At 66.3% G+C, this 24,532-nt stretch carries 23 protein-coding genes and 1 tRNA gene; 9 read left to right on the forward strand and 15 right to left on the reverse strand.

The window, feature by feature from the left end; genetic code table 11:
- Window positions 1-34: 34 nt before the first annotated feature.
- Genes AC4ELH_RS20280 through AC4ELH_RS20290 form a run of 3 tightly spaced genes read right to left on the reverse strand, consistent with a single transcriptional unit; the run spans window position 35 to window position 3,296 of the window.
- Window positions 35-1,489, reverse strand: a complete 1,455-nt coding sequence (locus tag AC4ELH_RS20280) for a flavin-containing monooxygenase (protein WP_448443322.1) — start codon at window positions 1,487-1,489, stop codon at window positions 35-37.
- Window positions 1,486-2,415, reverse strand: coding sequence for a patatin-like phospholipase family protein (locus AC4ELH_RS20285; RefSeq protein ID WP_448443320.1), 930 nt, complete (start codon window positions 2,413-2,415; stop codon window positions 1,486-1,488). The genes AC4ELH_RS20280 and AC4ELH_RS20285 overlap by 4 nt, the downstream gene beginning before the upstream one ends.
- On the reverse strand, window positions 2,412-3,296 hold the full coding sequence (locus tag AC4ELH_RS20290) for an SDR family oxidoreductase (protein WP_448443318.1): 885 nt from the start codon (window positions 3,294-3,296) through the stop codon (window positions 2,412-2,414). Before AC4ELH_RS20290 ends, AC4ELH_RS20285 begins: the two co-directional genes overlap by 4 nt.
- Window positions 3,297-3,402: 106 nt before the next feature.
- Here AC4ELH_RS20290 and AC4ELH_RS20295 point away from each other — a divergent pair, with 106 nt between their 5' ends.
- On the forward strand, window positions 3,403-4,038 hold the full coding sequence (locus tag AC4ELH_RS20295; RefSeq protein ID WP_064878028.1) for a TetR/AcrR family transcriptional regulator: 636 nt from the start codon (window positions 3,403-3,405) through the stop codon (window positions 4,036-4,038).
- 15 nt (window positions 4,039-4,053) lie between these two features.
- Window positions 4,054-5,088, forward strand: a complete 1,035-nt coding sequence (locus tag AC4ELH_RS20300; RefSeq protein ID WP_498886293.1) for an alpha/beta hydrolase — start codon at window positions 4,054-4,056, stop codon at window positions 5,086-5,088.
- On the opposite strand, the gene AC4ELH_RS20305 is transcribed toward AC4ELH_RS20300, so the two are convergent.
- A complete protein-coding gene (locus AC4ELH_RS20305; RefSeq protein ID WP_463804927.1) occupies window positions 5,013-5,912 on the reverse strand; it encodes a diacylglycerol kinase in 900 nt (299 codons plus the stop codon). The two genes, AC4ELH_RS20300 and AC4ELH_RS20305, sit on opposite strands and share 76 nt — an antisense overlap.
- Window positions 5,909-7,489, reverse strand: a complete 1,581-nt coding sequence (locus tag AC4ELH_RS20310; RefSeq protein ID WP_498886389.1) for an FAD-binding oxidoreductase — start codon at window positions 7,487-7,489, stop codon at window positions 5,909-5,911. The genes AC4ELH_RS20305 and AC4ELH_RS20310 overlap by 4 nt, the downstream gene beginning before the upstream one ends.
- A 50-nt stretch (window positions 7,490-7,539) precedes the next feature.
- Here AC4ELH_RS20310 and AC4ELH_RS20315 point away from each other — a divergent pair, with 50 nt between their 5' ends.
- Together AC4ELH_RS20315 and AC4ELH_RS20320 are read left to right on the forward strand one after the other, a co-directional pair.
- Window positions 7,540-8,124 carry a TetR/AcrR family transcriptional regulator gene (locus AC4ELH_RS20315; protein ID WP_064878020.1) on the forward strand — a complete coding sequence of 195 codons (585 nt, stop codon included), beginning with the start codon at window positions 7,540-7,542 and terminating at the stop codon, window positions 8,122-8,124.
- Window positions 8,124-9,671 (forward strand): glycerol-3-phosphate dehydrogenase/oxidase, encoded by a 1,548-nt coding sequence (locus AC4ELH_RS20320; protein WP_498886391.1) that lies wholly within the window; start codon window positions 8,124-8,126, stop codon window positions 9,669-9,671. Before AC4ELH_RS20315 ends, AC4ELH_RS20320 begins: the two co-directional genes overlap by 1 nt.
- Window positions 9,672-9,695: 24 nt before the next feature.
- On the opposite strand, the gene AC4ELH_RS20325 is transcribed toward AC4ELH_RS20320, so the two are convergent.
- Window positions 9,696-10,574 carry a LysR family transcriptional regulator gene (locus tag AC4ELH_RS20325; protein WP_498886295.1) on the reverse strand — a complete coding sequence of 293 codons (879 nt, stop codon included), beginning with the start codon at window positions 10,572-10,574 and terminating at the stop codon, window positions 9,696-9,698.
- A gap of 87 nt (window positions 10,575-10,661) precedes the next feature.
- Here AC4ELH_RS20325 and AC4ELH_RS20330 point away from each other — a divergent pair, with 87 nt between their 5' ends.
- Window positions 10,662-11,411 (forward strand): SDR family oxidoreductase, encoded by a 750-nt coding sequence (locus tag AC4ELH_RS20330; RefSeq protein WP_498886297.1) that lies wholly within the window; start codon window positions 10,662-10,664, stop codon window positions 11,409-11,411.
- A 76-nt stretch (window positions 11,412-11,487) separates the two neighbouring features.
- On the opposite strand, the gene AC4ELH_RS20335 is transcribed toward AC4ELH_RS20330, so the two are convergent.
- The 7 genes from AC4ELH_RS20335 to aceE all read right to left on the reverse strand — a co-directional run bounded on the left by AC4ELH_RS20335 (window position 11,488) and on the right by aceE (window position 21,183).
- A complete protein-coding gene (locus AC4ELH_RS20335; RefSeq protein WP_064878014.1) occupies window positions 11,488-12,912 on the reverse strand; it encodes an acyl-CoA carboxylase subunit beta in 1,425 nt (474 codons plus the stop codon).
- A 47-nt stretch (window positions 12,913-12,959) separates the two neighbouring features.
- Window positions 12,960-14,213 carry a 3-oxoacyl-ACP synthase KasB gene (kasB, locus tag AC4ELH_RS20340; protein ID WP_448443304.1) on the reverse strand — a complete coding sequence of 418 codons (1,254 nt, stop codon included), beginning with the start codon at window positions 14,211-14,213 and terminating at the stop codon, window positions 12,960-12,962.
- 74 nt (window positions 14,214-14,287) lie between these two features.
- Window positions 14,288-15,538, reverse strand: a complete 1,251-nt coding sequence (gene kasA / locus AC4ELH_RS20345; protein WP_448443302.1) for a 3-oxoacyl-ACP synthase KasA — start codon at window positions 15,536-15,538, stop codon at window positions 14,288-14,290.
- The gene (gene acpM, locus AC4ELH_RS20350; RefSeq protein WP_003884427.1) at window positions 15,535-15,831 is read right to left on the reverse strand and encodes a meromycolate extension acyl carrier protein AcpM; all 297 of its coding nucleotides are present in this window, start codon (window positions 15,829-15,831) and stop codon (window positions 15,535-15,537) included. Before acpM ends, kasA begins: the two co-directional genes overlap by 4 nt.
- 88 nt (window positions 15,832-15,919) lie before the next feature.
- Window positions 15,920-16,840 carry an ACP S-malonyltransferase gene (locus AC4ELH_RS20355; protein WP_110777125.1) on the reverse strand — a complete coding sequence of 307 codons (921 nt, stop codon included), beginning with the start codon at window positions 16,838-16,840 and terminating at the stop codon, window positions 15,920-15,922.
- A gap of 173 nt (window positions 16,841-17,013) precedes the next feature.
- Window positions 17,014-18,297 carry a PucR family transcriptional regulator gene (locus tag AC4ELH_RS20360; protein ID WP_498886300.1) on the reverse strand — a complete coding sequence of 428 codons (1,284 nt, stop codon included), beginning with the start codon at window positions 18,295-18,297 and terminating at the stop codon, window positions 17,014-17,016.
- Between the two features lie 96 nt (window positions 18,298-18,393).
- Window positions 18,394-21,183 (reverse strand): pyruvate dehydrogenase (acetyl-transferring), homodimeric type, encoded by a 2,790-nt coding sequence (gene aceE, locus AC4ELH_RS20365; protein WP_064960920.1) that lies wholly within the window; start codon window positions 21,181-21,183, stop codon window positions 18,394-18,396.
- A gap of 145 nt (window positions 21,184-21,328) precedes the next feature.
- On the opposite strand from aceE, the gene AC4ELH_RS20370 reads away from it, so the two are divergent.
- From AC4ELH_RS20370 to AC4ELH_RS20385, 4 genes are all read left to right on the forward strand, one after another.
- Complete coding sequence (locus AC4ELH_RS20370) at window positions 21,329-21,901, forward strand: Rv2240c family protein (RefSeq protein ID WP_498886303.1); 573 nt, start codon at window positions 21,329-21,331, stop codon at window positions 21,899-21,901.
- Between the two features lie 147 nt (window positions 21,902-22,048).
- A complete protein-coding gene (locus AC4ELH_RS20375) occupies window positions 22,049-22,486 on the forward strand; it encodes a DUF3052 domain-containing protein (protein WP_064881668.1) in 438 nt (145 codons plus the stop codon).
- A 28-nt stretch (window positions 22,487-22,514) separates the two neighbouring features.
- Window positions 22,515-22,976, forward strand: coding sequence for a peroxiredoxin (locus tag AC4ELH_RS20380; RefSeq protein ID WP_064881666.1), 462 nt, complete (start codon window positions 22,515-22,517; stop codon window positions 22,974-22,976).
- Window positions 22,977-23,028: 52 nt separating this feature from the next.
- A tRNA-Val gene (locus tag AC4ELH_RS20385) sits at window positions 23,029-23,103 on the forward strand.
- Between the two features lie 10 nt (window positions 23,104-23,113).
- Here the strand turns inward: AC4ELH_RS20385 and AC4ELH_RS20390 are convergent.
- Complete coding sequence (locus tag AC4ELH_RS20390; RefSeq protein WP_236734729.1) at window positions 23,114-23,416, reverse strand: hypothetical protein; 303 nt, start codon at window positions 23,414-23,416, stop codon at window positions 23,114-23,116.
- Window positions 23,417-23,677: 261 nt separating this feature from the next.
- Complete coding sequence (locus tag AC4ELH_RS20395) at window positions 23,678-24,448, reverse strand: response regulator transcription factor (protein ID WP_463791315.1); 771 nt, start codon at window positions 24,446-24,448, stop codon at window positions 23,678-23,680.
- Window positions 24,449-24,532: the final 84 nt, after the last annotated feature.

Below are 24,532 nucleotides of genomic sequence, written 5' to 3' on the forward strand. Positions count from 1 at the left end.
GCCGAGAGTGGGGCGGCACTGCGAAGTCCCGCCGTCACCTGATCCGGTAGTGGGCGGGGTCCGGCGCGGACAACATGCGCGTGAGGGTAGCCCGGTCGAACGGCCACAGGTCGATGGTTCCGGCGTCGGTGAAGTACCACGAATTGCATCCGGTGTTCCAGACCGTCGGCCCGAGCGCATCGGCGACGGCGGCGTTGAACTCGTCGGTGGCCTCTTCGGTGACCTCGACCTCGCAGAGTTCGCCGTTCTCAAACCGCTTGAGCCAGGCCACGATGTAGCCGGCCGTGCACTCGGCCGAGTACTGCAGCGGGATCGACCCCGTCGGTGAGTTCGGGCCCAGCACGGTGAACAGGTTCGGAAACCCGGGAATCGTCGTCATGCGGTACGCCCGTGGGCCCTTGACCCATGCCTCGTCGATGGTGATCCCGTCGCGGCCCACGACGGTCATCGGTCGCATGTAGTTGTGTGCCTGGAAACCTGTGGCCAGCACCGCGACATCGACGTCGTGGTGCGTGCCGTCGGCGGTGCGGATACCCGTCGGGGTGAATTCCTGGATGGGATCGTCGACCAGGCTGGCGTTGGGGCGCTTGATGGCGCGGTAGTACGTGCCCGAGACCACTTGCCGTTTACACAGCGGTTCATAGTCCGGAGTGAGTTTGGCCCGGAGCGTACGGTCACGGACCTGGGCGGCCAGGCTCCACCGGGCGTAGGACTGCACCAGCTTGCGCCGCCACGAGGGCGTGGTGACGACGTCGGCGAGGATGTTGGATCCCCACTGCAGACGTCGGAAGAGAAAGTCGTGCCATCCCGGCCGCCGATGCAGGACCTTGGCGAGCACCGACGACTGCCGTAGCGACATCGGTGCCCACAGGATCCACTGCGGGGATCGGGCGAAGTGCAACAGTGTGCGGGCCTTGGGTTGCAGCGCCGAAACCACCTGCACGCCGGTCGATCCCGTACCGATGACGGCGATGCGTCGACCGTCGGTCTCCACTTCCGGATCCCACCGGGCGGTGTGCACGATCTGCCCGCCGAAGGTGTCCATGCCGGGAATGTCGGGTATCGACGGATGATGCAGCACCCCGGTGGCGCAGATGACGAAGTCGGCCGTCAGGGTGTCGCCGTCGGCCGTCGTGAGTGTCCATGCCGTGGCGGTGCTGTCGTAACGCGCCTCGGTGACTTCGGTGTCGCACCGCAGATGGGCGTCGAGTCCGAACCGTTCCATGACATCGCGGTGATAGCGCTGAATGTCCTCACCGGTGGCCCAGATGTGGCTCCAATCCGGTTTCGGTGCGAACGAGAACTGGTAGATCTGCGACGGTACGTCACAGGTGAGTCCCGGATAGCGGTTCCAGTGCCAGACGCCGCCGACGTCCGAACCTTTTTCCAGGATGGTGAAATTCGTGAATCCGGCTTGCTGAAGTGTGTAGGCGGTGGCGATTCCGGCCATCCCCGCGCCGATGATGACGATGCGGACTTCGCGGCTCATCGAGCCTCCTCGCTGACGGCGAGCGCCCGCCGGACGGTGGTGGGTGCGGTGAGCATCGATGCCTCGAACGCCGACTGCCGCCGGTCACGGCGCATGAAGTGGGCACCCAGGCCTGCGAGATCTGCCGCATCGGGCCGGACGAGGACGACCTGCGTGCCACGCGCCCGCACTGCCGCCACTTCGCGGTCCAGGCCCACCGACATCGGCCGGCGCAGCAGACCGCGCTCCAGCCTTCCGCCGAGTCCCGGTGCGCGCGTTCCCGGTTCGGAGGCCATGGGAGTGATCACGCAGATGATCTCGGCTTCCTCGGGGCCGATCAGATCGACCGATGCCGTCGAGGCGGCGCCACCGTCGACGAAGTTCCTGCCGTCGATCGAGACCGGTGGCATCCAGCCGGGGACCGCCCAGGATGCGCGTAGGGCTTCCCCTGCGGTGGCCTGCGGCGCACCTGGCGCTCCGAAGACGACCCGCTCGCCGCGCTGGTAGTCGAACGCGACCATCCGGGCACCGGGGTGTCGCATCCAACCTGTGCCCTCGGAGAATCCGTCGGCAAGGCGCTGCAACCAGTCGGTGTTGCCTCGACCGACAGGGGCGATACCGGTGGCGGCGGCGAGACCCTTTTGGCTGACGAGCAGCCGGGGGTTGAGCAGGCGGGGCACAGGAATCGGCGGCAGGCTGGGTGGTGTGTCCGCGATGTGGCGACGCAGGCGCTCATCGGTAGAGGTGCCGCGCTGCATCGAGATCAGATCGTCCACCGTGGCACCGCCGCCGAGCATCGTGACAAGCTCGGCTCCTGCCGAGGTGCCCTGCAGCACGGCAGCGTCGCGCGGATCCCATCCGGTTGCTTCGGCCAGTGCATGCAGCGCCGCGACTGTCCACGCCCCTCCGATGGTCCCACCGCAGCCGATCGCCAGTGCCTTGGTCATGGTGTCACCTCGGAATCGGACTGTGCGGCATGTGCTTTCGACTGCCGGTCGAGACGCTGCTGGTAGCTGGATCGGCCGCGCGCGTCGAGGGCGGTCAGAGCGCGACGGTCGTCGATCCTGGCACGCACCGCGCTCTGGAGCGCTTCGGGTACCAACGCGTCCACCAGGGCCCATCCGGGAGCGACCCAACCCGGCACCGACGTGCGGGCGGCGTGAGTGCGGACAGTCTTGAGGATCGTGCGCGCGACGTCATCGGGATCCACTGTGGGAAGGCCGTTGCCGAGCTGTACGCCCGAGGTGAGTTCGGTTCGAACCGCCGACGGCAGCACTGCCGACACGGTGACCCCGGTGCCCGCGTACTCGCGCCGTGCGGCCAATGACGCGCCGAGTGCGGCGAACTTGCTGGCGTTGTAGGTCACCATGCCGGGGATCGGGATCATGCCCGCCATCGACGCGACATTGACGACGTGACCGCGACCGCGGGCCACCATCGACGGGACCACGGCGCGCATGCCGTTGAGGACGCCACGAACGTTGACGTCGAGGATCAGGTCAGTGGTGGACTCCGGTTCGGCATCGAAGGCTCCGAGGGGCATGACCCCGGCGTTGTTGACCAGGATGTCGACGCGGCCCGATTCCCTGATGACGTCGGAGACGAAACCCTCCCACGACGACCGCTGCGTGACGTCGAGGTAGGCCGCCCGGCAGCCGGGGATACCGGCCACGGTCGTCGCGGCCACATCGCCGTCGACATCTCCGATCCATACCGTGGCGCCACGGGCCGAGAACAGCTCTGCTGTCTTGGCGCCGATGCCCCGCGCCCCACCGGTGATGATCACCACCGCGCCGTCCACCGGCGCTTGCCGCTGTGAAAACCGCACGTCATGCCTCCCCTGAAGTCGCTTCACGACCGTTCGGATACTGACGGTATCTGAATACTTTGAGTTAAATCAATACCCGAAGTCTCCTGCGCTCTATCATCAGCGCATGCCGCGGCTGACCAGGGCTCAACGCCAGGAACAGACGCGGGCCGAGCTGTTGCAGGCCGCCAAAAAGCGCTTCCTGAGCCACGGGTATGCCGCCACGAGCCTCGAAGACATCGCCGACGACGCGGGCTTCTCCAAGGGCGCCGTGTACTCCAACTTCGGCAGTAAACCCAACCTCTGCCGCGACGTCCTCGAGCTGATCCATCGCGAGAAGTTCGCCGAGATGGCCGAGCTCGCGATATCAGATGCCGAGTTGGACACCCGCGTGGAGGCGTTGAGCGCCTGGCTGGAGCGCACCGCAGGCGACGTCGGCTGGACCATGCTCGAACTCGAATTCGCGGTCCTGTCGCGGAACAATGCCGAGCTGGCCCAGATGATCACGGCGTTGCGCAACGAGGCCGCGCAGATGGTCATCGACGTAGTCAGGTCGATGTCTGCCGAGTTGGGCCTCACCGAAACGCAATTGGTGAACAGCGACGTGGCAGCGAGCCTCGAGGATCTCGGCAGTCTGCTGCTCAGCGCCGGGATCGGCCTCGGTATCCAGCGGGCCATCGATCCCTCGGTGCCGGCACGGCCGTTCACCGACGCATTCGGACACCTGGTGAAACTGCTTGCCGCCCTGGGATCGCCGAAGTAACCCGAAGGAGTTTGGATGGTATTACCGGCCGCCGCACTGTCGACCCGACGCCCGAGTCGCAGATCCCGGGCGTGCTACGGCATCGCCCGCCGAACCCTCCTCGTCCAGGTACGTCGATCCGTCGCCTATCAAGGGAGTCGATCTGCCGAGGATCGTCTCGCGGCAATCGGTCGTCGCATCAATGCGTTCGCGCGGCTCCAGCGACTGCGCCCGAAGCGAGGGCTGCGGGTCAGCCGGATCACGCTGGGGCGCGTCACCGTGGAGACCATCCGCACCGCCGAAGCTGCTCACCGCCCCCTGTCTGACGGCGCCATCCTCTATCTGCACGGCGGAGGATTCTTTCTCGGCGGCTTCGACACCCACCAGCACGTCGTGGTCGCACTTGCCCGGCGAACCCAACTTCCCGTGGTGCACGTCGAGTATCGGCAGCACCCTGATGTGACCGTCGACGAGTCCGTCACGGACTGCCTGCGCGTCTACCGCTGGATGTTGGACCAGGGCGCGGAGCCGGCCAACACCATCGTGGCAGGTGACTCGGCAGGTGGATTCCTCGCATTCGCAACCGTTCTCGCTGCCCAGGCGCACAACGTCGGTACGCCCGCGGGCGTCATCGGGGTCAGCCCGCTGCTCGAACTCGACGGAGAACGCCGCTCCGGCCATCCCAACTTCGCCGAGGACAGGATGGGAATCGGACTTGCCCTGCCGATGATCGTCGAATGCGTCGGCCCCAAGGAGTCGGACGGTCATGCCCTGTCACCGGTCAACGGAGTGCTCACCGATTTCCCGCCCAGCCTGATCATCGCGGCGGAATCGGAGGCACTGCGTTGCGATGCCGAACGCATGCATGAAGTGCTGACCGATGCGGGGCGGTCGTGCGCGCTCAAGGTCTGGCCCGGTCAGCTCCACGCTTTCCCGGCGTTCCTGCCGTTTCTGCCGGAGAGCCGGGAGGCCCGCGACTGCATGGTCGAGTTCATTCAGGATTGCTTGGGCGCCAGTAAGCGCAGTGCGGCCGGCACCGCGGACACCGTGACCGGCAACGGGGCTGCGTAATCCCCGTCGGCGTAAGCGTTTATCCCTGGGCATTCCACGTGGATCATCTTGGCCCGCTTGGTGGTCACCTCGTCGAGATCGACGTGGGTGCCCTTGAAAACCGTGGGGAACAAGCGGATCAATCTGGTGCGGGATGCCGACGTGATCATCGTGACGTCGAGCAGTCCGTCCGAATGGTCGGCCCCCGGGCAGATCAACATGCCGCCGCCGTAACTGCGGGTGTTGCCGAACGCCGCCAGGGTGAGGTCGGTGCGGATCTCCGGGCCGTCGTCGAACGTGAGCCGGAACGGCAGCAACCGTAGCTTCGAGATCTCCGCGACCATCGCCACGTTGTAGCGCATCCGGCCGTGCGGCCACCGCATCCGGTTGGTTCGGTCGCTGACCAGCGAATCGAACCCGGCGGCCATCACGGTGCCGAACCACTTGACCGTGCCGGCGGAATCCTCGATGTGACCGAGGTCGACCGTCTCGGTGTGGCCGTCGGCGATGACGTCGGCCGCGGCCTCGGGATCGCCTGTCGGCAAACGATATTCGCGTGCGTGGTCATTACCCGTCCCGGCCGGGACGATGCCCAGTGGGATATCGCCGGTGGCCAGCGCCTGCAGGGCCAGCGAGATCACCCCGTCGCCTCCGACGACCACGAGGGCGTCGGTGCCGCGGTCGAGTGCCTCGTCGACCAGGCGGCGGGCGTGCGCGGCGTCGGTCCCGACGATGGCGCACACGTCGATGCCGCGCCGCTGGAGCTGCGCTACCGCCCGCTCGGCCGCATGCGGCGCATTGCCATGTCCCGACAGGGGATTGGTCAGAACCGTGACCCGATTCACGGAATCAGCTTGCCCGGGTTGAGGATTCCTGCCGGATCCAATGTGGCCTTGACAGCGCGCAACACCTGGGCGCCGAGGTCTCCGATCTCGTCCCGCATCCACGGGCGGTGGTCCGCGCCGACGGCATGGTGGTGGGTGATGGTGCCGCCGTTGCGCACCATCGCTTCGGAGGCCGCGGTCTTCGCGGCCTGCCACTGCTCGATCGGGTTGCCGCGCTGGGCGGCGACGACCGTGAAGTAGAGCGAGGCGCCAGTGGGGTACACATGCGAAATGTGGCACATCACCAGTGCCGGCGTGCCGGATTCGGCGAGCGCGGTGGTGAGGGCCTCGGTGACCGCGGCCTTCAGCGTGCCCAGGTTGGACCACGTGGTGGCGGTCTCCAGTGTTTCGCACAATGCACCGGCGGCCAGCAGTGAATCACGCAGATACGGTGCGTTGAACCGGCCGTGCTCCCAGCCTCGCGCCGGGGCCTCGCCCAGCGACGTGCCGCCCTGGGCTTCCAGGACTGCGCGGGTCTCCTCGTGGCGGCTCTCGGTGTGCGCCGCGGTGCCCTCGAACAGCGTGATGGCCAAGCAGCCCCCGGTGATGCTCTGCTCGCCGATGCTGTCGGTGGTGGCCAGGTTCACCCCGGTCTCGGCCTCATCGGACAGCCGGATCACTGTCGGTCCGGTGCCGGTCTGGATGACCGCTCGCAGCGCCTCGGCGCCGGTCGCGAAATCCGGGAAGGACCAGGCTTCGTAGCGCGTGGTCTCGGGTACCGGGTGCACGCGAACCCGGACCCGGGTGATGACACCGAACACCCCTTCCGAACCGAGGATCAGCTGGCGCAGATCCGGGCCGGCCGCCGAGGCCGGGGCGCGGCCGAGCTCGAGCGTCCCTGCCGGGGTCACCGCGCGGAGGCCGCGGACCATGTCGTCGAAACGTCCGTAGCCGGCTGAATCCTGGCCGGAGGACCGGGTGGCGGCGAACCCGCCGATGGTGGCGAACTGAAAGCTCTGCGGAAAGTGGCCCAGCGAGAAGCCGTGTGCGCCGAGCAGGGCCTCGGCCTGCGGTCCGGTGACGCCTGCACCCAGTTCGGCCTCGCCGCTCACCTCGTCGAGGCTGTGCAGCGCGTCGAACCGGCGCAGATCGAGCGCCACGACCGCGGCGAAGTCGCCGCGCAACGGATCGAGGCCGCCCACCACGCTGGTCCCCCCGCCGAACGGGACGACCGCGATGCTGTGTTCGGAACAGTAGGTCAGGATCGCGGCGACCTCGTCGTCAGTATCCGGCAGCAGGACCGCGTCGGGCGCATCCTGGACACCGGAACCATTGCGGCGCAACAGGTCCAACGTCGACTTGCCTCCGGCGTGCAGTAGCCGTGACATGGTGTCGGTGCCGCAGTGTGGTAAGCCGACGATGGCGGCGAGGGCCTCACGATCGCCATCGGACAGGGCCGACGGCTGCAACTGCGCCTGCTCGGGTGTCGGCTCTGCCGCCGGAGCCGCGTCGACGCCCAGCGCCTGTTGCAGCAGGGAGCGGATCCCTTCGGACAGCGGCTTGGCCGCGTCCGGATCGCCCCAGGCATTCCATTTCATCGGAGGCAGAAACTGTTCGGCCGGCTGAGTCATGCGTTACAGTATTACACATGATGTCAATCAGTAACGAGGGATCGCTGAGCGACCAGATCTTGGATGCCGCCGCGAGCTGCGTGCTGGCCTTCGGCGTGGACCGGGTGACCCTGGCCGAGATCGCCCGCCGGGCCGGGGTCTCCCGCCCGACCGTGTACCGGCGTTTCCCCGACACCCAGTCAATCCTGGCTGCGCTGCTCACCGCGCGGGTCGTCGGAGTCCTCGATACGACCGAGGTGGGCGGCCCCGGCCGGGCGGCGCTGGTCGACCGCATCGTGACGGTGGCCACGCGGCTGCGTCACGACGAGGTGATCATGGCGGTGCTGCACTCGGCGCCGGAGGTTGCCATGGTCTACATCGCCGAGCGGCTGGGCACCAGCCAGCAGATCCTGATCGATGCACTGGCCGGGGAACTCAAGCTCGCCCAGGAGGTGAGCTCGGTACCCAACCGGGTCCGGGCAGGTGATCCCCGTCAGCTGGCGACCATGTGCCTGCTGATCACCCAGTCGGCGATCCAGTCCGCACAGATGGTCGAGCCCATCCTCGACGCCGACGCCCTGGCGGTGGAGCTCACCCACGCACTGAATGGATACCTGGCATGATGACCGGCCCGACGGCGCTCAACCACGCAAGGCGCACAACCGAATTGGCAGCACTCGCCGACGGCGAGCAGGTCGACGTCATCGTGATCGGTGGTGGGATCACCGGTGCGGGCATCGCCCTGGACGCCGCCACGCGGGGTCTGAGCGTGGTATTGGTCGAAAAGCACGATCTGGCCTTCGGGACCAGTCGGTGGAGCTCGAAACTCGTGCACGGCGGACTGCGCTACCTGGCCACCGGCAACATCGGGATCGCCCGCCGCAGTGCCATCGAACGCGGAATCCTGATGACCCGCAACGCACCTCATCTCGTCAAGGCCATGCCGCAGCTGGTGCCGCTGCTGCCGTCGATGGGTCGCGGGTCACGTGCGTTGGTGCGCACCGGATTCGTGGCCGGCGACGGCCTGCGCAGGCTCGCCGGGACCAGCGCGTCGACCCTGCCACGCTCACGCCGGGTGGACGCCCGCCGGGCCGCCGAACTGGCGCCGACCGTGCGTACCGAGGGCCTCGACGGCGGCTACCTGGCGTATGACGGCCAGCTCATCGACGACGCCCGCCTGGTGACCGCGGTCGCCCGCACCGCCGCGCAGCACGGGGCCCGCATCCTGACGAGGGTGTCGGCAGGCGCCGCCGGCGCGACCTCGGTACGCCTGACCGACGAACTGACCGGCGATTCCTTCGACGCGACCGCGCGGATGGTGATCAACGCCGCCGGTGTATGGGCCGGCGATCTCGACCAGGCGCTCACGCTGCGGCCCAGTCGCGGAACACATCTGGTGTTCGATGCCGCCGCGTTCGGCAATCCCACCGCGGCCCTGACCATTCCGATACCGGGGGAGTTGAACCGGTTCGTCTTCGCCATGCCTGAACAGCTCGGCCGGGTCTACCTGGGGCTCACGGACGAAGATGCCCCGGGGCCCATACCCGATGTGCCGCAACCCACTCCGGCTGAGATTCGTTTCCTGTTGGACACCGTCAACACCGCGCTGGCCACCGACCTGACCACCGAGGACGTGCGGGGCGCGTATGCCGGGCTGCGGCCGCTGATCGATACCGGGCAGGGCAATACGGCCGACGTGTCCCGCGAGCACGCGGTGGTGGAGTCGGCGAGCGGGGTGATCAGCATCATCGGCGGGAAGCTCACCGAATACCGCTACATGGCCCAGGATGTGCTCGACCGGGCCTTAACGCTGCGCGGGCTCACCGCCTCGGGTTGCCGCACCGCCAACCTGCCGCTCGTCGGCGCACCGGCCAATCCGGTGTCCACCCTGCGATCCGAACACGCATTGCCGTCCTCGCTGGTCGCCCGGTACGGGGCCGAGGCGCCCAACGTGATCGCACGGGCGCGGTGCGCCCGACCCACCGAACCGGTGGCCGAGGGAATCGACGTCATCCGTGCCGAATTCGAGTACGCCGTCACCCACGAGGGCGCGCTGAGTGCCGACGACATCCTGGACCGGCGCACGCGTATCGGGCTGGTCAGCGCCGACGGGGACCGTGCCGCCGGCGTGGCCGCCGAGATGATCGCTGAATTCGGGGAAGTCGAGTAGTCGGCGCTGAGGACTCTGGTCTGGCTACGACTGGGCCAGCAGCGCATCGCGCACCGCTGAACTCGTGTGGCGTTGCCACATCGCCTGGGCACCCACCAGGAGCTCCGGTTCCAGATCGATCACCGCCACGCGGCCGCCCATCACGGAACCGGCAGGGGCGGTGACGAATGCGATCGCGCCCGTGGTCAGGGGAGCGGTAACCGTGGCCGAGCCCTGCACCCGGCTGACCACGTAGTCCGGTTCGAACCCGGCGCGGCGGCAGGCGCTCAACAGGAAGTCGCTGTAGTAGGAGCTGCCGGGCGGCGCCCACAGCGCCAGCCGTTCGTGAGCGAGATCCCGGATGTCGACCACGTCGCGCGTGGCCAGCCGGTGGGTGGCCGGCACAGCCAGCCGTACCCGGTGATACCCGACCACCGCGGTCGACAGCACGTTGGTGGGCACCACGCCGCGGCGCAACCCGAGTTGAACGGTGCCGTCGAGCACGCCGTCGGTCAACTGGTCGGGGTAGAGCTGACGGAACGTGAACGACGTCTCGGCGAACTCTTCGATGGCGGATTCCATGATTTCGTACACCTCGCTTCCGCTCAGAGCGGGCGTGTGGCCGACGACGTAGTTCTCCTCGGCGCCGGTGGCCGTCCGTTCGACGTGCTGGGCCAGAGTGCGTGCCGCGGCCAGCAACGTACGTCCCTCCTCGAGCAACAGATCGCCCGCCCTGGTCAGGGCGACACGGCGGCCGACACGCACGAAAAGTGCTGCTGCCAACTCCTTTTCCAGCTGCTGTACCGAGCTGCTCAAAGCTTGCTGGCTCAGGTGCAGTGTTGCTGCCGCGGAGGTGAAGCTGCCTGCCTCGGCGACTGCGACGAAGTGGCGAAGCCGGCGCAGATCGGGGAGATGTGCTGACACCACCCCACTCTATCGACAAGCAATGCTTGTGAAAACGTCGGAATTTTGCGTTTTTCATTTGTTGATGGTCTGACTAGCGTCGAGGCCATGAGCAAACTAGAGGGAAAGTCTGCAATTGTTGCCGCGGGTGCGAAAAACCTGGGTGGTCTGATCAGTGCGACGTTGGCTTCGAGGGGTGTCAACGTCGCGGTTCACTACAACAGTGCCTCCAGCGAGGCCGACGCCGACAAGACGGTGGCGGCAGTACAGGCCGCCGGGGTGAAGGCGGTCAAGGTGCAGGGCGACCTGACGGTGCCGGCCAATGTTGAGAAACTCTTCGACACGGCCATCGACGCCTTCGGCAGTGTGGACATCGCGATCAACACCGTCGGTAAGGTACTGCGGAAGCCGTTCGTGGAAACCACTGAGGCCGAATATGATTCGATGTTCGACATCAACGCCAAGGCGGCCTACTTCTTTCTGCAACAGGCAGGCAAGCGGCTGAACGACAACGGTTCGGTGGTCACCATCGTCACCGCGTTGCTGGCGGCCTACACCGACGGGTACTCGACCTACGCGGGCTCCAAGAGTCCCGTCGAACACTTCACCCGGGCCGCCTCCAAGGAATTCGGCGTCCGCGGCATCAACGTCAACAACGTCGCCCCCGGCCCGATGGACACGCCGTTCTTCTACCCGCAGGAGACCCCGGAGCGGGTCGAATTCCACAAGTCGCAGGCGATGGGCAACCGGCTGACCGAGATCACCGATATCGCCCCGCTGGTCGTGTTCCTGGCCGGCGAGGGCCACTGGATCAACGGGCAGACCATCTTCGCCAACGGCGGCTACACCACCCGCTGAAACGCCGAATGGCCAGTTATTGCACGGCGTTTCGCCTGAAATGTGCAATAACTGGCCATTCGCGCCAGCTGAAGAGTTACAGCGGGATGTTCTTGTGGCGGCCGCGCCGGTGCGGGGCCTCGGCCAGCGCCTGCGTCAACTTGCTGCGGGTGTGGGCCGGGTCGATCTTCTCGTCGACCACGCCGATCTCGATCGCCGAATCCACACCGCCGGCGATGCGCTCGTGCTCGATGGCGAGCTCTTCGTGCAGGGCATCCCGCTCCGCGGCATCCTCGACTGCCGCCAGCTTGCGCTTGTGCAGGATGCCGACGGCGGCCTTGGCGCCCATCACGGCCACCTCGGCGTCCGGCCAGGCGAACACCTTGGTGGCGTTGAGCGACCGCGAGTTCATCGCGATGTAGGCGCCGCCGTAGATCTTGCGGGTCACCAGGGTGACGCGGGGGACCGAGGACTCGCCGAAGGCGTGCAGCAACTTGGCGCCGCGACGGACCACGCCGCCCCATTCCTGATCCACGCCGGGCAGGTAGCCCGGAACGTCGACGACGACCACCAGCGGAATGCCGAAGGCATCGCAGAGCCGCACGAAACGGGCCGACTTCTCGGCGCTTTCAGAGTTCAGGCAGCCGCCGAGACGCAGCGGGTTGTTGGCGATGACGCCGACAGACCGGCCGGCCAGGCGACCGAGGCCGACCACGATCGACGGGGCCCACTTGGCCTGGAACTCCTCGAACGGCACACCCTCGTCGAGCAGAGCCTCGATGATCGGGTGCACGTCGTAGGCGCGGCGAGCCGATTCGGGCATCAGCGCGGCCAGGTCGGTGTCGCCGGCCTCGGCCTTGTTGCGATCGAAATGACCCTGCTGGCTGAACAATCCGACCAGACGGCGGCCGCGCTCGTAGGCATCGAGCTCGTCGTCGGCGACGATGTGGCACACACCGGACTTCTTGTGGTGGGCGTCGGGGCCGCCGAGCGACACCATGTCGACGTCCTCGCCGGTGACGCTGCGCACCACGTCCGGACCGGTGACGAACACCTTGCTGTCCGGGGCCATGATGATCACATCGGTCAGGGCGGGGCCGTAAGCCGCACCGCCCGCGGCGAATCCGACGACCACAGAGATCTGCGGGATGTAACCCGAGGCCCGGATCATCGCCTCGAAGACCAGGCCGACCGCGTGCAGCGCCTTGACGCCCTCGGCCAGCCGCGCACCACCCGAGTGCCAGATGCCGACGATCGGGCTCTGCTCCTCGATCGCGGTGTCGTAGGCGTTGACGATGTGGGCGCAGCCCTCGATGCCCATGGCGCCGCCCATCACGGTGCCATCGGTGCAGAACGCCACCGTGCGAACACCGTTGACCGTGCCGGCCGCCGCCAGCACGCCCGAGCGGTCCCGCTCGTGCAGCAGCTCGACGCTGCCGTCATCGAAGAAGGTCTGCAAGCGCAGCAGCGGGTCGCGGGGGTCGAGCGACTCGGCAGCGGTTTCGGGGGCCATGATCGTCATGTAGGTCTCCTTTAGTGGAAAGCTCTGGGGCGCCGTAGTTTGGGTTCTCAGTACTTTCCGAAGGCGAGCGCGACGTTGTGCCCACCGAATCCGAACGAATTGTTGATGGCGTACTTGAAGTCGCCTTGTCGCGGCTCACCGGCCACCACGTCCAGATCGATCTCCGGATCGAGGTTGCGCAAGTTGAGCGTCGGAGGAATGACGCCGTCTCGCAGCGCCAAAACCGTCAGGATGGACTCCACCGCACCGACCGCACCGACCGAATGGCCGAGCGCGGACTTGGGCGCGTAGACCGCGGGCACGTGGCCGCCCATCGCATTGTTGATTGCTTTCCCCTCGGCCACATCGCCGACGCTGGTGCCGGTGGCATGCGCGTTGATGTGGTCGATGTCTGAGGGCTGCAGACCCGCCAACTGGATGGCCCGGGTCATGGCATAACCGGCCTGCTCACCGTTGGGGTCCGGCGCCACGATGTGGTAGCCGTCGGAGGTCACGCTCGCCCCCATGAGGCGGCCGAGGATGTTGGCGCCACGCGCTTTGGCGTGCTCCTCGGTCTCGATGACCATGAGGGCGCCGCCCTCGCCGAACACAAAGCCGTTGCGGTCCTTGTCGAACGGCCGACAGGCACCTGCCGGATCATCGTTGGTATTGGACAGCACGATGCGCATCTGAGCGAAGCCGGCGATCGGCACTGCTTCGATCTTGGTCTCGACACCACCGCAGATCGCAATATCGGCTTCGCCGAGCACGATCTGGCGCCAGGCGTTGGCGATCGCCTCGGACCCCGAAGCGCAGGCCGAGATCGAGGTGGACACCCCGGCCTTGGCCTTGCGATCCAGCCCGACGGCCGCCGCCGCACCGTTGGGCATGTACATCTGCACCACCAACGGCGACACAGCGCGCAATCCCTTGGTCCGCATGCCGTCGTAGGCGAACACCAGCTCCTCGGAGGAGCCCATGCCCGTGCCGATCGACACCATGAGCCGTCGGGTATCGACCTCCGGGGAGCCAGCGTTGGCCCAGACCCGGCGGCCGATCACCGTCGACATCTTCTGCAAATATGACAGTCGGCGCAGTTCTACCCGCGACAACTCGTGATCGAAGTCCTCCAGGAGATGACCACCGATGCGAACCGGTAGGTCGTACTCCTCGACGAACGAATCGGTGAGAGTGCGGATGCCACTCTGCCCGTCGAGCAGCTTCTTCCAAGTGCTTTCAGCATCGGTTGCCAGCGCCGTTGACATGGCTACGCCGGTGACAACCACATTGGGAAAACCATTCCCGGTGGACAATCCCGCCATATTTACGGAGTTCTTCCTTCCGTGCATTCCCTCGGTTTTACCCTCGGGGTTACCTACCGGACGTCTGCCCGTCCTCAGTACTTCCCAAAGGCCAGAGCCACATTGTGGCCACCGAACCCGAACGAGTTGTTGATGGCGTACTTGTAGTCGCCATAACGAGGCTCGCCCGCAACCACATCGAGATCGATCTCGGGATCCGGTGTCTCGTAGTTCAGCGTCGGGGGGATCACCCCGTCCCGCAAGGCGAGCACCGTCAACACCGACTCGAGGGCACCGACGGCACCGATCGAGTGACCGAGGGCCGACTTCGGCGCGTACACCGCAGCGTTCTGACATCCGGCAACCCGGATGGCATTGGCTTCGGCAGTATCACCGATCGGGGTGGCCGTGCCGTGGGCATTGACATGGTCGATGTCCTTGGCATCCAGCCCGGCCGTTTCCAGAGCCCGCTTCATCGCGGCACCGGCGCGAACGCCGTTGTCCGCCGGAGCGACCATGTGGAAGGCGTCCGAGGTGATGCCGGCACCCATCAGGCGGGCCAGCGGCTTGGCGCCACGAGCCAGGGCATGCTCCTCGGTCTCGATGATCATCATCGCGCCGGCCTCGCCGAACACGAAGCCATCGCGATCCTTGTCGAACGGCCTGGACGCACCCGCGGGATCGTCGTTGCGGGTCGACATGGCGCGCATCATCGAGAACGCTGCGATCGGCAGGGCCTCGATACCGCCTTCCACGCCGCCGACCACGGCGAAGTCCGCGTCACCCATCACGATCTGACGCCAGCCGTGGGCGATGGCCTCAGAGCCCGACGAGCACGCCGACACCGGGGTGATGACCCCGGCACGGGCGCCCAGCTCCAGGCCGGCGACCGCGGCCGCACCGTTGGGCATGATCATCTGAACGGCGAGCGGGCTGACCTTGCGGATCCCGCCCTCGTTCATCGCGTCGTAGGTCTCGACGATCTTCTCGCCGCCGCCGAGACCGGTGCCGATCACGACCGCGAAACGATCAGCATCGACCTCGGGCGCACCAGCGTTCTTCCATAGCCGGCGGGCCAGCACCAGAGACATGCGCTGCACGTAGGAATTACGGCGCAACTCGATGCGGGTGAGGTGACTGTCGATGTCGTCGACGAGGTGACCACCGATACGCACCGGAAGGTCCCACTTGGTGACGAAGTCGTCGGTCAACTCACGGATGCCGCTTTCTCCGGCCAGGAGGCCCTTCCACGTGCTCTCGATGTCAGCAGCGAGCGCCGTGGTGGCCTCCACGGCAGTCACCACGACGTTCGGGAAGCCTCCGTTAGCAGTGGAAGGTTTTGTCATTCCGAGCCAAACTTCTCGCGCAGGGCGGCGGCGGCCTCGGGGTTCTCTTCTTCGAGCTTCTGGATGTAGGAGACCACGTCACCGACGGTGCGCAGGCCGGCCAGATCCTCGTCGGGGATCTTCACGCCGTACTTGTCCTCGGTCTGCACGGCGATCTCGACCATCGACAGCGAGTCGATGTCCAGGTCGTCGACGAAGCTCTTCTCGGGGGTCACCTCAGACGGCTCGATGCCGGTGACCTCTTCGATGATCTCGGCGAGACCGGCGATGATTTCTTCTTGACTGGCGGCCACAATGGCTCCTTCTTGTTGTTGACAGCCCTCCGGGTGCGGAGGACATATGGGACGTTCGGTTGATGCTGCTATTCAGTTGTCGCAGGACTTACAGCTCGTCCAGCCCATCCAGGTCTGCTGGGGTCTTGACCGCGCGCGTCGGTGTGCCCTTCAGTTCACGCTTGGCGATGCCGACCAGGGTGCCCGCCGGCGGGAACTCGACGATCCCGGCGCGCTCGGCGCCCTGGAAGCGATCCCGCAGGGTGGCGGTGCACAGGTCCCAGCGCACCGGCTTGGTCAGCTGGGACACCAGCTTCTCCATCGCGTCGGCGGCCGAGGCGACCGGCTGGCCGTCCGCGTTCGACAACAGTGTCGCAGTGGGCTCTGTGGTCGTTACAGACTCGGCGGCGGCGGCGTAGCCCTCCAGCGCGGAGGCCATGTACTGGGTGTGGAATGCGCCTGCGGTGGCCAGCTGACGGACGCGGGCCTTGGCCGGCGGATCCTCGGCGAGCTTCTCCAGCGCCGCGATCGCTCCGGCGGCCACGATCTGGCCCGCGGCGTTGCGGTTGGCGGGGACCAGGTCCAGTGACTCCAGCCGGGCCAGGACCTCGGCCTCGTCGCCGCCGAGCACCGCGGACATACCGGTCGGCTCGACCGCGCAGGCCTTGGCCATCTCGGCGCCACGGGTGGCGGCCAGCTTGACCGCGTCGTCGGCGGAGATGACGCCGGCGATCGCGTACGCCGCGATCTCGCCGACGGAATGGCCCGCGACGATGGTCTCAGCGGTCTGGGGGAGGCCCCGCTTGGTCAGTTCCTCATACGCCAGCAGGGTGGCGGCCACGACCAGCGGCTGGGTCACCGCGGTGTCGGTGATCTCCTCGGCGGTGGCGGTGGTTCCAAGCCGCGCCAGGTCCAGGCCGCTGATCTGCGACCACGTGGCGAGGCGATCGGCCGCACCGGGCAGCTCCAGCCAAGCGGAGAGCATGCCGGGCGTCTGCGATCCCTGTCCGGGGGCAAGCAATGCGAGCACGGGTTGAGGCACGTCATTAAGAGAACACTGTGAAGACGGTTTTGTGGGGTGTAAGAGATTATGAACCTTGTCTTATGTTTTTGTAGGTTCCCCACAAAAGTGCATGTTATGCGACGTTCCCTATATCGCAGCGCAATCTGGCACAGGCCTCTTCGGCGGCAAGTGATTCAAGATCAGGCCCGCTGCCGCGCGGAATGAGGCGGGCGAATCGCCGAGATGGCGGCGCTACCACCATATGGCGTGCTCGGCTGGTATGCCTGTTTGCTCAACCTGCCGACCGTCGACGCAACACGCAGCACGTAGGCGTCCCGGGGAACGACCGGATCGCGGCCGGTGAAGTCGCCGATCCGTTTGAGCCGGTAGCGCACGGTGTTTGGATGAACGAACAATTTGCGTGCACAAGCTTCTATGGCGCCCCCGGAATCGAGGAACGCGTCGAGCGTCTCCGTCAGCGCCGGGCCGGCGTCGGCCAATGGGCGCATGACCTCGGTTTCCAGTGCGGCGATCGCAGTCTCGTCTCCCAACAGGGCCCGCTCGGGCAGAAGCTCGCGTGCTGACACCGGGCGGGGTGCGCCGGGCCAGCCGGCCACCGCGTTCATGCCGGAGATCGCCTCGGTGGCGCTGCGATACGCAGCCGTCAGGGCTGGGGACGTCGGCCCGACCACCACCGGGCCGTCGGCGAACACCGACAGCAGGTCGACGAGGAAGCGGTCGGTTGCTGACAGGGGGCCCGACACAATCGTTACCAGCCAGGTCCCGTGCACGTCGGACAGTGCCGCCCGGTCATGGCGCTTCACGACGTCGTGGATGTCGTCGCGGGCAAGATCCAGCCGGTCCGGACGCGGCAGACCCACGATTACCGTGGCCGGAGCGGTCGCGTCCCAGTTCAGTGCCGCCGCCTGGGACTGCAACTCGGGTCCGGTGTCCCCGCGCACAACGGCGTCGACGACGTTGGCCTCCATCCGCAGATCCCAGGCCCCGCGGGCCTCGGCCTGGTCGGCATACGCGCTGGCCGCCGCGAACGCCAGGTCCCGGCTGTAGCGCAGGATGCCCGCGGTCAGCGCGTTGAGCTGCTCTTCGGATCGGGCCAGCATCGGCACCACCTCTTCGAAGAACTCCATCGAGGTCCGGACCATCTCGACCGATTGGCGTAGGGCGATCCGGCGCCGCAGGTCCTGTGGCACCACCTCGAAGGCCTGCGCGGTGTAAGAGACGTCGCTTTCCGGGTCGCGCATCCACTCGACGAAGTTCACGACGGCGGTTTGCACGACCAACTGCACGCTCGCGCGCTGCGATGCGTCGAGATCGGAGAAGAAGTCGAGGCGCTCGGCCATGGCGTGGACCGCCTCGGTGGCCAGCCTGCCGGAATACTGCTTCAACCGGCGCAGCGTCGACTCGGGCACGCTCTCAAGGACCTCGACGGTCGATTTGGGCGGCACGAACCGCTTGTCAGCCATCCCTAAAAGCTACGCCAAGATTCTGGTGGATTCCTCCAAGAGCGCCGCTCCGAGGGCTGTCGCTCCCTTAAGAGAGACAGCCCTCGGAGCCCTCGACTAGGCGCTGCCGGTGTCGACGTAGGACACCGCTGCGGCGAACACGTCGTCGATCTTGTACTGCTTGGCCGCCGCGATGGGCACCGAAGGATCGATCTCCCCGTCACGGGCCAGGCCCTCCAGCGCTGCCACCACGACCGACTCGGCGTCGGTGTTGAAGAAGCGCCGCGCCGCCGGGCGGGTGTCCGAGAAGCCGAAGCCGTCGGTACCCAGGGTGATGTAGGTACCGGGAACCCACGGCCGGATCTGCTCGGGCACCGCACGCATCCAGTCCGACACCGCCACCACCGGGCCGGCGGCATCGGCCAGCGCGCTGGTGACGTGCGGGGTGCGGGCGGGCTGATCCGGATGGCGCAGCCGGTGCCGCTCGATCTCCACGCCTTCACGGTTGAGCTCGCCCCAGCTGGTCACCGACCACACGTCGGCGGCCACATCCCACTCCGCCGCCAGCATGTCCGCGGCGCGCAGCGCCTCGGACATCGACACGCCCGACGCCAGGATCTGAGCGGTGTTCGTGCGCTTCTCGGGCGCCTGCCGGTAGCGGTACATGCCGCGCAACAGGGCCTCGGTGTCCAGACCGGCCGGCTCGGCGGGCTGCACGTAGGGCTCGTTGTAGATGGTGATGTAGAAGAACACGTTCTCGGCGTGCTCGCCGTACATCCGCTGCAGGCCGCTCTCGATGATGTGGGCGATCTCGTAGGCGAACGCCGGGTCATAGGTCACCGCGGCCGGATTGGTGGACGCCAACAGCAGCGAATGACCGTCGGCGTGCTGCAGGCCCTCACCGGTCAGCGTGGTGCGCCCGGCCGTCGCGCCGAGCACGAAGCCCTTGGCCATCTGATCGGCGGCCGCCCAAAGACCGTCGCCGGTGCGCTGGAATCCGAACATCGAATAGAAGATGTAGATCGGGATCATCGGCTCGTTGTGGGTGGAGTACGACGTGCCCACCGCGGTGAACGACGCCGTCGACCCGGCCTCGTTGATGCCCTCGTGCAGGATCTGGCCGACCTCGGATTCCTTGTACGCCAGCATCAGTGCCGAGTCCACCGACGTGTACAGCTGCCCGTTGCGGTTGTAGATCTTCAGGCTCGGGAACCACGAGTCCATGCCGAAGGTACGGGCCTCGTCGGGGATGATCGGCACCAGGCGCGGGCCGATGTTCTTGTCCCGCAACAGTTCCTTGAATGTGCGCACCGTCGCCATCGTGGTGGCGACGGACTGGTTGCCCGAGCCCTTCTTCAGCGCCGCGTAGGTGTCGGCCGCCGGCAGCGCCAGCGGCGTCGTCTTGTTGCGTCGGGCCGGCACGAACCCGCCCAGTGCACGGCGACGGTCCAGGAGATACCGGATCTCGGGGGTCTCCGGTCCCGGGTGGTAGTACGGCGGCAGGTAGGGGTCTTCCTCGAGCTGGGCATCGGAAATCGGCACCCGGGTGACGTCGCGGAAATCCTTGAGGTCTTGCAGCGCAAGCTTTTTCATCTGGTGCGTCGCGTTGCGGCCCTCGAAGTGGCTGCCCAGGGTGTAGCCCTTGATGGTCTTGGCCAGGATGATCGTCGGCTGGCCCTTGTGCTCCATCGCGGCGCGGTAGGCGGCATACACCTTTCGGTAGTCGTGACCGCCGCGCTTGAGGTTCCAGATCTCCTGATCGGTCATCGGCTCGACCAGTGCCTTGGTGCGGGGATCGCGACCGAAGAAGTGATCGCGCACGTAGGCGCCGTCGTTGGCCTTGTAGGTTTGGTAGTCCCCGTCGGGCGTGGTGTTCATCAGGTTGACCAGCGCGCCGTCGCGGTCCGCGTGCAGCAGCGCATCCCACTCGCGGCCCCACACCACCTTGATGACGTTCCAGCCCGCGCCGCGGAAGAACGACTCCAGCTCCTGGATGATCTTGCCGTTGCCGCGTACCGGACCGTCCAGGCGCTGCAGGTTGCAGTTCACCACGAAGGTCAGGTTGTCGAGCGCTTCGTTGGCGGCCACCTGGATCAGGCCGCGGCTCTCCGGCTCGTCCATCTCACCGTCGCCGAGGAACGCCCACACGTGCTGATCGGAGGTGTCCTTGATGCCGCGGTCGTGCAGATAGTGGTTGAACCGGGCCTGGTAGATCGCATTCATCGGGCCCAGGCCCATCGACACCGTCGGGAATTCCCAGAAATCCGGCATCAGGCGCGGGTGCGGGTACGACGGCAGGCCGCCGCCGGGGTGGCTGTGCTCCTGACGGAAACCATCCAGTTGGTCGGTCGTCAGTCGGCCTTCCAGGAAGGCCCGGGCGTAGATGCCGGGGGAGGCGTGACCCTGAATGAAGACCTGGTCGCCGCCGCCCGGGTGGGATTTGCCGCGAAAGAAGTGGTTGAAACCGACCTCATACAGCGACGCCGACGACGCGTACGTCGAAATATGGCCGCCCACACCGACTCCCGGACGCTGAGCGCGGTGCACCATGATGGCCGCGTTCCACCGGATCCAGGCGCGGTAACGTCGCTCGACGTCCTCGTCGCCGGGGAACCAGGGCTCCAGTTCGGTCGGGATGGTGTTGACGTAATCGGTCGACGTCAGGGCCGGGATGGCGACGCGCTTCTCGCGTGAACGCTCGAGCAGTCGCAACATCAGGTACCGGGCCCGCGCCGGACCGGATCGCTCCAGCAACTCGTCGAACGACTCGAGCCATTCCGCGGTCTCGTCGGTATCGATATCCGGAAGGTAGGAGGCAACCCCCTCCCGAATGACCCTCACCCGGTCGGGTTCGGCTGCAGTAGAGGAGTTTTGGGCCAGATCCTGGCGCACGAACTCGGTGGTCAACTTCCGCTCCTTGTTAGGCGGTAACAACTGACAGTGCTTGTGGCACCTTCTATCGTCCCCCCATCTTGCCGCCTCCGTGCCGCTGGGGGTGGGGGTGCGTAAGTTACCCATGAGTTGCTTTGTGAACCGGTAACGTCTGCAGATCGTGCCGGTTGATGGGCGATTTGGGGCAAAGGCGGGGATTGCCGCGCGCGCACTCGGCGGGGCCGCGGTGATCGCCATGGTCGTAGTGGGTTGCACGTCCATTACCGGCGGTACCGCAGAGGTCAATTCCGCCGCGGCCCCCGAATACCGGGCATCGGTGACGGCCTCGATCGAAGAGTCCTCGTTGAGCTCGGTGGCCCGCGAATCCGAACGCCAGGCCTCGCTGACCACGCGCGCCGTGCACACCGTGTGCGAGGACCTCAGCACCTCCGTCGTCGACGCGGTCAATGCGGTCAACGGCTACGTCGAGGCGGTCAACAACGGGGGTGACACCGCGGCCAAGGCCGGCCCCGCGATCGACGGGCTCAACCGCAGCGCCGATCTGGTCGGTTCCGGCCTGTCCGACGCACTGTCCCCGGATCTGCACGCCGCGCTGACCGAGTGGATCGACTCGGCGAGAGCCCTCGTCACCGCCATTTCCGGCCACGTCGGCGCGGATCAGTTCAACGCGGCATCGGAGCGCTCGAACGCCGCGCGAGAGAACGCACTGACCAGATGCGACAAGGCCTACTGACAGGTGAGCGGACAAACTCGCCCGCCGGACACCCGCACTGATGCCTCGTCGTGCGACGATAGATCGCAACACGCATCGCGCACGCGAATGAACAAGTGATGGTCAAGTCTTGAGAGAGGCTCGAGAAGAGGTTAAGGAGGACCGACGGTGGTCGCGGCGGGGACGGACTCAAGCCCGAACTACGCCCACATACTGGGCATCCAGAAGGATCAGATAGTCCAGGAACTGGGTTGGGACGAGGATAGCGACGACGACATCCGGGCCGATATCGAAGAAGCGTGCGGATCTGAGCTGGTCGATGAGGATTCGGACGAAGTAGTCGATGTCGTATTGCTCTGGTGGAGGGACGACGACGGGGATCTCGTCGACCGGCTGATGGATGCCATCACCCCACTCGCCGAGGACGGCGTGATCTGGGTGGTGACTCCCAAGACCGGTAAACCCGGGCACGTGCAGCCCGCGGAGATCGCCGAGTCGGCGCCGACGGCCGGTCTGATGCAGACCTCGTCGGCCAAGTTGGGGGATTGGACGGCGAGCCGGTTGGTGCAACCCAAGTCGAAAGCCGCGGGCAAGCGGGGGCCGTGATGAGCGCTCGCGCGAAGAACAGACGGTGATGCTCGCTGTCGGTGCCCCGGCGCCCGATTTCACGCTCCGGGACCAGAACGGCAGGCCCGTCACCCTCAGCGCCTACCGCGGCGCCAAGGACGTGCTGCTGGTGTTCTTTCCGCTGGCGTTCACCGGCGTGTGTGAGGGCGAACTCGGAGAGATCCGCGACAAGCTGCCGCAGTACGAGAACGACCACACCGCGACCCTGGCCATCTCGGTCGGCCCACCCCCGACGCACAAGATCTGGTCCATCGAAAGTGGATTCACGTTTCCGGTGCTCGCCGATTTCTGGCCGCACGGTGCGGTCGCCCAGTCCTACGGCGTGTTCAACGATGAAGCCGGGTATCCGAACCGCGGCACGTTCGTCGTCGACAAGGCCGGGAAGGTCCGGTTCGCCGAGATGATGGACCCGGGCCAGGCGCGGGATCAAGCGGTGTGGCGGGAGGCACTGGCGGCATTGCAGGCTTGAGCAGGCTTGAATTTCCGGTCACGCCCCTGCGGCGTGTACCGTGCCTGCGACGGGGCGCGTAGCTCAGTGGTAGAGCTCTGGTTTTACACACCAGCGGTCGGCGGTTCGATACCGTCCGCGCCCACCAAAGATCATCATCAGCCCGTCGGTGCGTCATCCTTGCAGTGCAGGTCGACGTAGACCGTGGTGTAGCGCGTTTGGGTGCCGACCTGGCCGGCCGGTCCCCGGATGATCCAGTTGTTCTTGACGTCGTGGCCGTCGCGCACCGCACTGACGGTGCACTGATCCACCGAGTTGTTGCCGACCTTGGCGACGATGACGTTGTAGCCGTCGGCCTTCAACTTGTCGATGGTCTCCTGCGCGGACGGGTTCGACGGTGCGGCGACGGCGGGAGCGGCCGTTGTAAGGCCTAGGGCCGCTGCGCCTCCGATGATCGCCACAACACCGATAATTCGGCTATATAGTGATCCTTTCATGATTGGAAACACCACCTTTCCAGTAGGTGAAATATCCTTCAGTCTAAGTTCGAATAGAGGTGACAACGACCACCTCATATCGAAATCACATGATTTCACGTGGCGGTTTCCCATGGAGAATTCATATGAATCGAATGGGTAACTCACAGGGGATTCAGTGGAAATGATGGCCACCGTCATAGGGTTCGCCATCGGCGGTCGTAAGGTGAATTGCGTTCTAGAGAGTCATTCCCCTGGCCGCAGCATGTATCCGACTCCACGAACGGTGTGGATGATCGGCGAACGGCCGGTGTCGATCTTCTTCCGCAGATATGAGATGTAGAGGTCGACGATGCTCGACCGGCCGCCATATCCGTAGTTCCACACCCGGTCCAGAATCTCGGCGCGGCTGAGTGCACGGCGCGGGTTGCGCATCAAGTAGCGCAGCAGCTCGAATTCGGTGGCGGACAACGACACGGGGACCCCGTCGCGCAACACTTCACGACTGGCGTCGTCAAGCACCAGATCGCCCACCTGTAGCGTCTCGACCTCCGGTGATGCCACGTCACCGGACCTGCCCAGCAGGCCCCGTAGCCGCGCCATCAGCTCCTCGAGGCTGAACGGCTTGGTCATGTAGTCATCGGCTCCCGCCGCCAGCCCCGGTGCGCGGTCCATTACCGAATCGCGCGCAGTGAGGAGCAGGGTTGGCGTATAGCTGGCGGACTCGCGGACGCGTCGCAGAACCTCCAGGCCATCGATATCGGGCAGCATGACGTCGAGCACCACGACATCCGGGTCGGTCTCGTCGAAACTTCTGACGGCTTCCTGGCCGTTGCGAGCGACCTCCATGACCCAGCCCTCGTAGTGCAGGGCCATCTTCACCAGGTTGGCCAGCGCAGGCTCGTCATCCACCAGCAGAACTCGAATGGGTGAACCGTCGGCACGGTGAATGCGCGGCTGCTGACCGAGGACGGCCCCCTGGGGTCGCTGCACACCTGTGACAGACACCGACGTCATGATTCCATTTTCCTGGCGACGGCTATCGCTGTCACCGAGGTCATATCGACTCCTAATGTGCGCAGCTCGCGATACGTTGAATGA

The organism is Mycobacterium shunyiense (assembly GCF_058270075.1).